Genomic DNA, 12,339 nt, shown 5'->3' on the forward strand with positions numbered 1-12,339 from the left:
ATAATGTATTTATTTTTCATCATAATAGAAACCTCTTTTATACTTTTGCAAAATAATTTAAGTCACTTAAAGAGATTAGTTTCAAAAAAATGATTAGTCTTTTAAACTACAATAATAAAAATTAAAACAATGTCAACATCTTATGAATCTCGATATGCTTCCAGCCCTAAAGCGGTAAAGCTATACGATACAGCACAATTAAGATCCGAATTCTTGATTGATAATCTAATGGAAGAAGGTAAAATCACCCTTACTTATTCGCATTATGACCGATACATTGCAGGTTCTGCAGTGCCATTAACCCCTCTTAAACTTGAAACTATTGATGTTCTTAAAATGCCCAATTTTTTGGACCGGAGAGAAATGGGTATTATCAATGTTGGAGGAAATGGTGCTGTTGTAGTCGAAGGAACTACTTATGAATTAGGATTCAAGGACGCACTCTATATCGGAAGTGGAAATGCAGAAGTCATCTTTAAAAGCCATGATGTCAAAAATCCAGCTAAATTTTACATTAATTCAGCTCCAGCGCACACTAATTATCCTACCAAAAAAGTGAGTTTAGCAGAAGCCAAAAAATTGGAACTGGGTACCATGGAAACCGCCAATCACCGCACGGTAAATCAAATGATTATTGGCGGAATTGTGACTACTTGTCAATTACAAATGGGAATGACCGAATTAAAACCGGGAAGTGTTTGGAACACTATGCCCGCTCACGTTCACGATCGCAGAATGGAAGTGTATTTCTATTTAGATATCCCAGAAAATCAAGCCGTGTGCCACTTTATGGGGGAACCACAAGAAACAAGACATATATGGATGAACAATCACCAAGCGGTTATTTCACCACCTTGGTCCATCCATTCAGGTTCAGGAACCAGCAATTACACCTTTATTTGGGGAATGGCCGGAGAGAACTTGGACTACGGCGATATGGATGTTTGCAAAATAAATGAATTAAGATAACTATAAAAAAATAAAATTATGTCGATTAACCTTTTTGATTTAACGGGAAAAACAGCACTTATTACAGGAGGAGTTCACGGTCTGGGAATGGCTATGGCTAAAGGACTTGGGCAGGCAGGTGCCAAAATTGTAGTCAATGATATTTCACAAGAAGCCCTTGATAAAGCTGTAGCAGAATACAAATCGGTTGGGCTTGAAGCCTATGGATATGTTTTTAATGTATGCGACGAGAAAGCCGTAATTGAAAATATTGCAAAGATTGAAGCTGAAGTTGGTCCTATTGACATTTTGATTAACAACGCAGGTATCATCAAAAGAACGCCTATTGTTGATATGACTGTCGAAGATTTTACAGCAGTAATCACTGTTGATTTAATTAGTCCGTTTATTGTTTCCAAAAATGTTGCCAAAGGAATGATTCAACGAGGAGGCGGAAAAATTATCAACATTTGTTCGATGATGAGCGAACTAGGAAGAGATTCTGTTAGTGCTTATGCTGCTGCAAAAGGTGGATTGAAAATGCTTACTAAAAATATGGCTACCGAATGGGCTAAATTTAACATTCAAACTAACGGAATTGGTCCAGGTTATTTTGCAACTACTCAAACGGCACCCATTAGAGTGGATGGTCACCCATTTAACGATTTTATAATAAGTAGAACACCAGCTGCCCGTTGGGGTGAGCCTGAAGATTTGCAAGGTGCTGCCATCTTTTTATCTTCAAAAGCCAGTGATTTTGTAAACGGTCACATTCTTTATGTTGATGGAGGAATTCTGGCTACGATTGGGAAACCTTCTAATGAAATCTAAGAAATGAAAACGAAGAAAGTACTACTCTTATTTTTTTTCGCCACATTACTTTCCTATTCTCAAAAAGCCAAAATCATAACAATTTCCAATGAATTAAATGTCGACAGAGAATTTGAAACTATCGAATTATCCAAAGCAGCATTGGGTTTTAAAAGTACCGATGTATTGGAAAAATATGGGATTAGGGAAATTGGCACTTCTAAATTTTTAGTTTCTCAATGTGTTGATGAAAATGGAGATGGAATTTCGGATGTAATTTTATTTCAACCAACACTAAAAGCAGCATCGAATAAAAAGTTTGAGGTTGTTTTAAATACGGATGCTAAAGCCAAAGAATCCATCGATTATTGCTATTCGCGTTTTGTACCCGAAAGAACTGATGATTATGCTTGGGAAAACAACAAAGTGGCTTTTAGAACTTACGGGCCAGTTGCCCAAAAAATGACTGAAGACAAGGTAAAAGGAGGAACGCTTACGAGCGGAATTGATGCTTGGTTGAAAAGAGTGGAGTATCCTATTATCAATAAATGGTATGAAAAGTATACCAATGGTTCAGGAACTTATCATAAAGATACTGGCGAAGGACTAGATAATTTTCATGTTGGAGGTAGTAGAGGAATTGGAGGTATTGCGGTAAAGATGGATAGTCTTTATTATGTGTCCAAAAACTTTACTAAATGGAAAACCATAACAACAGGACCAATTCGTACTAGTTTTATTTTAACTTATGCCGATTGGGATGCCGCCGGTAACAAAATAACCGAGGTGAAACATATCAGTTTAGATTATGGAAACTTCCTTTCCAAATTTGAAATTTCAGTTTCAGGAACCAAGTCGCTTTCAGCAGGAATAACTTTGCATGAGAATGATGGAACAACAGAAGGAAATCTAAAAGAAGGGTGGATTGATTATTGGCAGCCTCTTGAGGACTCAGAATTGGGGACAGGAATTGTTTTCCCAAAGAATACAGGAAAACATTTTGAGAAATATCTTAACCCCAATAAAGATTTATGTAACCTTTATGTAACCTTAAAGGTAAAACACGATAAGCTGGTTTATTATGCTGGTTTTGGTTGGAAAAAACAAGGTGAATTTACCACAAAAAAATCTTGGGAAAAATATTTAGGGCAGTTTGCCAATAAAATTAACCATCCACTTAAAGTCAAAATCAAATAGAAATGCACATTTAAACGCAACAGTTTTCATTGTATCCAACATTAATCAAACAAAAAAAACTGTATATGGACAAAAGCAACCAAACGCTTGGCGAATTTATTATAGAAAATCAAAATGATTTTCAGTATTCCTCAGGTGAATTATCTCGTATATTCAATTCCATTCGGTTAGCGGCAAAAGTGGTCAGTTATAAAGTCAACAAAGCCGGATTAGTTGATATTATTGGAGCTGTTGGTGAGAAAAATATACAAGGGGAAGACCAACAAAAATTAGATGTATATGCCAACGAGATTTTTATTCAAACCCTAATCAATCGCGAAATTGTATGTGGGATTGCTTCGGAAGAAAATGATGATTTCATCACTGTTCAAGGGAGTGATAACAGCAATAGTAGTAAGTATGTGGTTTTGATGGATCCCTTAGACGGATCGTCAAATATAGACGTGAATGTTTCGGTGGGAACCATTTTTTCAGTTTATAGAAGAGTAACTCCAGAGGGAACCCCTGTGACTCTTGATGATTTTTTGCAACCGGGAATTAACCAAGTTGCGGCAGGCTATGTCATTTATGGGACTTCGACTATGCTGGTTTATACTACAGGAAATGGTGTCAATGGGTTTACTTTAAATCCTGCTATTGGTACCTTTTACTTGTCGCATCCCAAAATGAAATTTCCGGTTGATGGATCCATTTATTCCGTAAACGAGGGGAATTATGTTCATTTTCCGCAAGGAGTTAAAGATTATCTCAAATATTGCCAATTAGAAGAAGAAAACAGGCCTTATACTTCAAGATATATAGGAAGTTTGGTTTCAGATATTCATAGAAATATGATAAAAGGCGGAGTTTATTTGTATCCAACGAGTTCAAAGGCACCCAAAGGAAAATTACGATTGTTGTATGAATGCAACCCGATGGCATTTATAGTCGAACAAGCCGGTGGCAAAGCTTCTGATGGTTTTTGCAGGATTATGGAAATTGCACCCACGGCTTTGCACGAAAGAGCTCCTTTCTTTTGTGGGAGTTATAATATGGTGGAAAAAATAGAAGAATTTATGTATAAAGCAAAATTAAGCAAATACTAGTTTGAGTCAACATTGTGTTTTTTTTTGAAATCATTTTTGTATAGTTGTTATCACTACTCAAAGCTCATGTCATACTATCTTTTAGAATTTATAAGTACTATTTTCTGATAAAAAACCAAACCAAATGAAAAATAATTTTAAATCATACTTACTAATTGTAACCCTTTTGTTCTTTATAAGTTCCAAATCACAAGTTATAAACGATTCTTTATTGATAGACGGGCATTACCGCAGTTTCCATTTCAATAAGCCATCGGTAAATAATACTAAAGCCAGTTTAATTTTCGTTTTGCACGGTTCTGGTGGCAATGGTATTAAATCAATTAAAAGCACCACTAAATTATTGGCATTGGCGGAAAGCGAACATATTCTGTTGGTATTTCCTGATGGATACAAGAAAAATTGGAATGAATGCCGAAAAATGACTCCCGCAGCAGCTAATGTTGAAAATATTGACGAGAACGCTTTTTTTAGCCAAATGATTGATTATTGTATTGAAAATTATAAAATAAATCCTAAAAAAATATTTGTCGTAGGAACATCGGGTGGGGGACATATGGCTTATAAATTAGCAATGACTATGCCTGAAAAAATCAAAGGCATCACAGCTATTGTTGCAAATCTTCCAGTTGCAAGCAATATGGATTGTATTGAAAAGAGAATGCCAATTCCGGTAATGATTATTAATGGTACAAACGATCCAACGAACCCCTACAATGGAGGAGTTTCTGCCAAAAACAAAGGATTGGTTCGTTCAACGGACGAAACTTTTCGTTATTGGGCAACTCTGGACGGATACAAAGGCGAACCCACAATGGATACCTTGCCGGATACTGACCCAACAGACGGTAAAACAATTGAAAAATATACCTACAAACAAAAAGGGAAGCCAGAAGTTACGCTCTTAAAAGTGATAAATGGAGAACATAACAATCCTAAGGATATTGATGTTTATCTTGAAAGCTGGAGCTTTTTTAAAAGACAGATTAGGATAAATTAAGGGTCATTTCTTTGCATAAGAGAGCTCCTTTTTTTTGTCTTAATTCTACTATGGTGGAAAAAAAATAGAAGAATTTATGTATAAAGTAAAATTAAGTAAATACTAGTTTGAGTAGTTATTGTGTTTTTTTTAAATAATTTGGAAATACAAATAAAAATTTGTAATCTAGTTTTATAGAATCGTAGTTTTAAATTGTATTCAATTCCCAATAAAAGTGACACTATCGTGAAAAATATGTAAGTTTAACCCGTTGGGCGCAATTAGTTTTTAATAATTGCACCCAACGGGTTAAGTCTAATACTAAAGTGCGGTTTCTAATTAAACACATAACTAATACTCATCGCCATCATAACAATCAAAAAAATAGCCCAAATTGCTAACGTTTCCGTTGGAACGGTAGATAGAATTATTCATAATCGTGGTCAGGTAACGGAAGAGAATATAGAAAGAGTGAATGCTATTATTAAAGAATATGGCTATAAAAAAAATATTTTCGCTAGTAATTTAGCTTACAACAAGAAATTCAAATTTGCCGTTTTTCTTCCAAAAAACGAAAATATAGAATATTGGCAAGCCCCTATTATTGGAATATCTAAAGCAGCCGTAGAATTAGCTAATTTTGGAGTCTCAGTTGACTATTTCTTTTTTGATTACAACATCACTTCTTTTAAAAAAACAGCTAATAAAGTTTTAAAACTCGATTATGACGGATTGTTGTTTGCCCCTATATTTTATGAGGAATCTGTTTCTTTTTTAAATGAATATAAGAAAAATGACACTCCAATTGTAATGATTGATTCCAATATTCCAGAAATTGAAGGAGTTGCTTATATTGGTCAAGATTCCTATCAAAGTGGCTATTTAGGTGGAAAACTAATAAGTTATGGCATCAAAAATGATAGTAATGTTTTGATATTGATTATAAATCAAAATGTGGAAAGCACTTCTAGAACGAATGTTTTTTTGCAACGAATCAAGGGTTTTTATGCCTTTTTTAAAGAAAAGCAAGGTCTGCCAAAATTTAATTTTACTGAAATTAACATAAAATATGATATTGAAAACCAATTAACAAAAAATATGTTTGATGGTATAGATTGTGTTTTCATCCCCAATTCAAGGGTCTATATTGTAGCAAAATTCATTAAAGAAAATAACATAAAAGGCATTAGAATCGTTGGTTATGAACTATTAAAACAAAACTTGGAGTATTTAAATGATGGTGTCATTGACTTTTTGATACATCAAAAACCGGAAGACCAAGGACATATGGGAATTGGATATTTGTACAAAAAAGTGGTTTTAAAAGAATCTGTAAATAACTTTCATTTTATGCCATTGGAAATTATAGTAAAAGAAAATATGTAATAAATAAAAGGCAATACTTGTCTAAACAATCCGTAAATAGCAGAAAGTGCTTCAAACTTACCATCAGTACCAATTTTCCTGCAGTTCGCATTAGGCATCGTATGTCGAACAGAAGTGGCAAAAATTTAAACCATTAAGAAAAATAAGGTAATTAAGTTTTGTCGTTTACTTAACTTCCTTAATGGTTCAAAAAAAATGTATTTTCATGACATTTCCAGTAGAACCATTTTTTATTGTGTTGCTACGAAAAACCATAATGTTTGGTGAAATGAAATATATACCGCATTTGCGGTATATATTCTTACGAAAACTCCCGTTTCAATGTTTTTTAAATTTTAAATATAGTACAAAGTATTGATATATAAATAGTTACGATTTTATTTTTTAAATCTAAAACCAACAAAAATTTTCTTTTTTTACCCAAATCAACCCTTAAAACCCTTTTTTCCGTACAATTGAACCCCTAAATACGGACTTTTTTATTGAAATACATGCGTTAATTTGTATTGTTAGACTCTTATTTTTGTCTTAACTATTTCGATTGAGGGAATTTTTCCGATACATCGTAACGGTACGAAAGAGTAACAAGAGCTAACAAAAAAACTATTACTTAATTATTTATTTTTAACCAAACACTTTTATTATGAAAAAACAATTACACAGTATTAAGTTACTGAAATTCCTTTCCTTCAGCTGTTTGCTGTTGTTAGGTATTAACATGGGATGGGGACAAAACGTTCAGAGCCTCTCCGCAACAACTTCTACCACATGGCTATGTCCAGCTGGTGTAACCTCCGTTCAGGTGGAAACCTGGAGTGGTGGTGGTGGTGGTGGTGGTGCATCATCTAATACTAAAATATATGTAGGTGGTGGTGGTGCTGGTGGAAACTACGCCAAACAAACTGCAGTTACTGTAATTCCAGGTCATACTTATAATGTGAATATTGGAGCGGGAGGTATTGCTGGAGCATCGACATCTGCACTTGGTTATGGAGGAATTGGCGGAACTACTTCTTTTGTCGATCAAACTGGAACTCTAACTTTACTGTCCGTTTCAGGAGGAACAGGTGGACAATTAGGCACAGCAGCTTATACAAGTGGTTGGGGTGGTACAAATGCGGGAGGTAATCTTTCGGCTATTGTAATTACCGCTGGTGCATACACAGCTGCTCCAACAATAGTTATTGGTAAACAATGGGTTTCTGGTGCTACTTATGTATTAAATGAACAAGTTTTTTCTGGTGCAAACTTATACACGGTAACTTCGATTTCTTCGGGTGCTGGTGCTGGTACTATTGCTCCAACGGGTACTTCAACTTCTGTTAATAACGGTAATGGTACTGCAGTACTTACTTATGCTGGTGTTGCCGCAACGGCTTCTACAAATGCTACTTTTGGTTATGTTAAATTTGTTAATGTGGGTTCTGGTTATACAACTGCACCTACAGTTACAATTTCTGGTGGAACCTTTACTTTACAAGGGGCAGCAACAGCTTATATAAATCCATTTGTGACCACTAATGTAAATGGAACGGGTACTTTTACCACCTATAAAGGGGGTTCGGGTACTGCTGGATATTATGTGGCATCCACAGCAGGTAATTCAAGTGGAACTGGTGGTGGTGGTGCTGGGTCTTCAGGAAATGGAGGCAATGGCACACTACCTAGTGCTGCAAGCACTAGTTATTCTGGTGGTACAGGTGGCACGGGTGCTGGTAATGGTGCTTCAAATTCAATAGCAACTGCTGCTGGTGGTACTTTTAATGGAGTAGCTGGTGGAGTAGCTGGAGGTGGTTCTGGTGCCGCTTATTCTGGTACTGGTGGTGCTGGTGGAGCTGGAAAAGTAGTAATTACTATTCTTGATCTTACACCTCCTGCTAATCCGGGTACTTTAACCGTGCCTAATATAGCAGCAAATTCTTTAGGATTAAGTTGGGTTGCGTCTGCTGATGCTGCCAATGCTGATTTTACAGGATATTTAGTGGTGCGCTATACAAGTGCTCCTGCTGCTGACAATGATCCGGTTCAAAATGTAGCTTATACTACTGGATCTACCTTTAGTACTGGAGCTTCTCCAATGACAGGAACGGTTGTTTCTATAGGAACTGCAACAAATGCTTCGGATACGGGATTAACTACAGGTACTAAATATTATTATAAAGTATATGCATTTGATTCTAATCGTAATTATTCTGGTGAATCTTCTGCTTCAGAAACACCAGCTAACGTAGTAGATATTACTCCTCCTGGAAATCCAGGTGTAGCTACGATAACCAATCAAACCACTTCTAGCTTGACCGTAAACTGGGTTGCCGCTTCTAACGGAACTGAAGGTGGAGGGTATTTAGTGGTGCGTTATACGGGTACTCCAGAAGCAGATTCTAATCCTGTTACAGGAGTAGTCTATGATCTTGTGACCGTGAAAACTATTGCCACTGGAACACCTCCTGTTACAGATCCTGTTACAACCGCTAAAAACGGAACGGTAGTTTACACAGGAAATAATTTAACCCTAAATCAATCGGGTTTACTAGCAGAAAAAAATTATTATTATAGAGTATTTACCTTTGATGCTGCTTATAATTATTCTGCTGCCTCAATTGTTACTGGAAAAACATCCGTGCAATTAACAGCACCGGTTGCTAATGCAGGATCTAATACTTCAGGGACAGGTTTTACAACAAACTGGGATGCTGTTGCAGAGAGTGCTACTGGATATAGCCCTACGGGATATACAGCTACGGTTTATAATTTGGGAGCAGAAAGTACACTGGTAGGTTGGACTATTCCTGCTACAGTGGCAGAGGCAAGTACTTTAACAGCCGATATTACTACTACTAATACTACTACGAGTCAATTAACTCAGAGTAATGGTACTATAAACACAGGCTCATCTGGCTCTACCGCTGCAGGATCAGGAACAGGAAGTTCTGGATTCTCTGCTAGAGGAGCAAGTTATTATCCAATAAGTACTTCGGTTTTTGCTACTGCTACAATTGAAACAGTAGCGGGTTCAGGACCATATACAGCAATAATTTCAGCAATGAGTTCAACTTCTGGTTTAAGTGCAGGACAACCACTTACTGCTACAGCTGGAACTGGAGATTTAGGCCTCGGAACAATGACCATAGTATCCATTATAGATGCTACTTCGATTAACGTTACATCTACAGATACATTTACTGCAGGTACTGTGACGGCTTTAACGGTTACTAAAACTAAAGCTACTCCAGACAAATACTGGCAAGTTGACGCTAATACAACAGGATATAAAAACATTAAAATATCTTCTCAGCAGTACTCAGCTGCTGACGGAACTAGAGATTTCAAAGTGCAATACAGCAGCACTGGTGCATCAGGTACTTTTACTGACTTAACAACAGTAACATTAGTTGCATCTACATGGAATACTCAGGTTAGTGGTATTGCTTTACCAGCTGAATGCGATAATAACGCTAATGTAGTTTTGCGATGGTTGCAAACTTCTTTCACTAGAGTAGATGGTACAGAAATGACAACTACTAGTGGAACTAGCCGTATCGATAACGTACTAGTTAAAGGCCAATTGTTGACTTCTGTTGCCACTGCAAGTGCTGTTGGTCCAGCCGCTACTTCGGTTGCGGTTACGGGTTTAACAACAGGGGGAATCTATTATTATGATGTAGTAGCTACAGGAACAAACACTACTAATTCAGGAGGTCTTCTTACGAGCTATGCTACATCGGCAAAATCGAATTTGATTTCTTACACTTTTCTTATTCCAGAAGGATATGCTAATTTCAGATCAAAAGGAACTGCAAGTACATCAAGTGCAAGCAACTGGGAATTTAATGACGGTGTTTCATGGTTTAATGCAACTGTTGCGCCTACAAGTACAAATAACATTACTGTTTCTGCAGCAAATGAGGTTACTGTAGGAGCTGACTTTTCAGTAAGTTTAGGAAAATCAATTACTGTGGCTAGTACTGGTACTATTAATTTAGCAGGTCATGTAGTTTCAGGAGCGGGTAGTTTTGTATTAAGTTCAGGGGCTTCCTTGAAATTAGGAAACAATGCCTCTATAGCAACTGCTATTACTACAACTACAACATTAAATACTGCAGCGAATTATTTTTATGATGGAACAGTAGCTCAAAACACGACCGCCTTACCTGGATTGTCTTCAACGACAGTTACAATGACAGGAAATGTAACCGTTTCTAATGCGGCGGGAGTTACTTTAGCAAATAATTTAAAAATTCAAACGCCTGGAACATTAGAAGTTACCGCTACTGGTAAGTTATTATGGGGAGATGGTAATGTAACATCTGCTACAATAGGTTCAGGTACATTTACTACCTCTGGTTCTGGTTATTTTATTGCAAGAACAGGTTCTACCTTAGTTATTACTTCTAGTAAAGGAATCGGTTATATGGATGCTTTATCACCCACATCTACAATTGGAAGTATCAAGAATACTGCGGCTTCGGGACGTACTTTTGAACCAAACGTGAATTATATTTTTGCCAAAAATGATGCGGCAAATGCTATTAATATGGGAACTGCTTTTGTTAGTGGTACAGATACTAATATTGCTCTTAATATTTCGGCTACCGCAGGTATCAATAACTTAACCATCAGTAATCCTTTAGGAGTCTATCTTCCGGGAGCAGTACAAGCTGTAAATGCTGGAGGTGTTACTGTTACTGATTATGTTCCTGATACCGATATTACGGTAAATGGAGTATTGAACCTTGTTTCAGGTCAATTAATTGCAAATAATGGCGCTAACTTGACTACTACAGTAGGTGTAATTAATGTTTACTCTACAGTTCCTCAAACTACAGGAACTAAAACGGTTACTATAGCAAATTCCGGAAGTATTACGGGAGCTGGTTCTGGAACAGGATGGGTAATAGGTAACTTGAAAAAAGCAACGGTTTCAGGTGATAGACCTTCATTTACTTACACAATTGGAGATGCTACTAATTATACGCCTTTAGCATTAACTTTCATAGGAAATACAACAGCTACGGGAGGATTAACCGCTAGAGTAAATACAGGTGATCATGCTAGTGTTGCAGGTTCAGGTATTGATGCTACAAAAAGTGTAAATAGAACTTGGACCTTGACCAACGATGCTTTAGCTGGTTTTGGTTCGTATAATGCCGCTTTCGCTTATGCAAATGCTGACAATGACGCGGGTACTACACCGGCTAATTATTTAGCACATTTGTATAGCGGTTCTGCTTGGTCTATTTTAACTCCTTCAGGAACTGCTACTACGACTGCTGCTACAGCAACTGGTATTACAGGTTTTGGAGATTTCGCTATAGGCGAATGTGCTTCACTTACTACAACAGGAAGTGTAACTACATCAATTTGTGCTGGAGATAGCTACCACTGGGATGCAAATAACACGGATTATACAACTGCTCAAACGGGAGTTACGGTAGTTTCTGGTTGCAACACGGCTACTTTGAATTTATCCATTACCCCATTGACTACAACAGGAAGTGTAACTACATCAATTTGTGCTGGAGGTACCTACCACTGGGATGCAAATAACACGGATTATACAACTGCTCAAACAGGACTTACTCATACAGTTGGTTGTAACACAGCAACGTTGAATTTGACTGTTAATCCATTGACTACAACAGGAAGTGTTACACTATCACAAAATGGAGGTTCTTACACATGGGCTACAGTTAATGGAGGTAATGGCTTAACCTATACAGCTAGTGCTACCGCAACAGTAGTTACAGGATGTAATACAGCTACGTTGAATTTGACAATTAGTGCTACGGTTATCCCAACAAGTCCTTTAAATTTATGTAAAGGAGCTACAGTTGCTAGTGTAACGGGAACTACAAGTTTAAAATTCTACAAGGATAATGTTACAACAACTCAATTAGTTTCCACCACTAAATTTGTTACAGCTGTAACCTACTA

At 36.7% G+C, this 12,339-nt stretch carries 7 protein-coding genes; all 7 read left to right on the forward strand.

Features of this window, described 5'->3' with window-relative positions; all coding sequences use genetic code 11:
* Positions 1 to 129 precede the first annotated feature (129 nt).
* Complete coding sequence (gene kduI / locus ACKVOD_RS07130; protein WP_409208778.1) at positions 130 to 969, forward strand: 5-dehydro-4-deoxy-D-glucuronate isomerase; 840 nt, start codon at positions 130 to 132, stop codon at positions 967 to 969.
* Between the two features lie 18 nt (positions 970 to 987).
* Positions 988 to 1,779 carry a gluconate 5-dehydrogenase gene (locus tag ACKVOD_RS07135; RefSeq protein WP_409208779.1) on the forward strand — a complete coding sequence of 264 codons (792 nt, stop codon included), beginning with the start codon at positions 988 to 990 and terminating at the stop codon, positions 1,777 to 1,779.
* A 3-nt stretch (positions 1,780 to 1,782) separates the two neighbouring features.
* Complete coding sequence (locus tag ACKVOD_RS07140; protein WP_409208780.1) at positions 1,783 to 2,955, forward strand: DUF4861 family protein; 1,173 nt, start codon at positions 1,783 to 1,785, stop codon at positions 2,953 to 2,955.
* A gap of 65 nt (positions 2,956 to 3,020) precedes the next feature.
* Positions 3,021 to 4,040: a class 1 fructose-bisphosphatase gene (gene fbp / locus ACKVOD_RS07145; protein WP_409208781.1), complete on the forward strand. Its 1,020-nt coding sequence runs from the start codon at positions 3,021 to 3,023 to the stop codon at positions 4,038 to 4,040.
* A 124-nt stretch (positions 4,041 to 4,164) separates the two neighbouring features.
* Positions 4,165 to 5,040, forward strand: a complete 876-nt coding sequence (locus ACKVOD_RS07150; RefSeq protein WP_409208782.1) for an alpha/beta hydrolase family esterase — start codon at positions 4,165 to 4,167, stop codon at positions 5,038 to 5,040.
* A 363-nt stretch (positions 5,041 to 5,403) separates the two neighbouring features.
* Positions 5,404 to 6,405: a substrate-binding domain-containing protein gene (locus ACKVOD_RS07155; RefSeq protein WP_409208784.1), complete on the forward strand. Its 1,002-nt coding sequence runs from the start codon at positions 5,404 to 5,406 to the stop codon at positions 6,403 to 6,405.
* 643 nt (positions 6,406 to 7,048) lie between these two features.
* The coding region (locus ACKVOD_RS07160; protein WP_409208783.1) for a beta strand repeat-containing protein at positions 7,049 to 12,339 on the forward strand (5,291 nt) is incomplete at its 3' end.

The organism is Flavobacterium sp. (assembly GCF_046155325.1).
Classification (GTDB): Bacteria; Bacteroidota; Bacteroidia; order Flavobacteriales; family Flavobacteriaceae; genus Flavobacterium.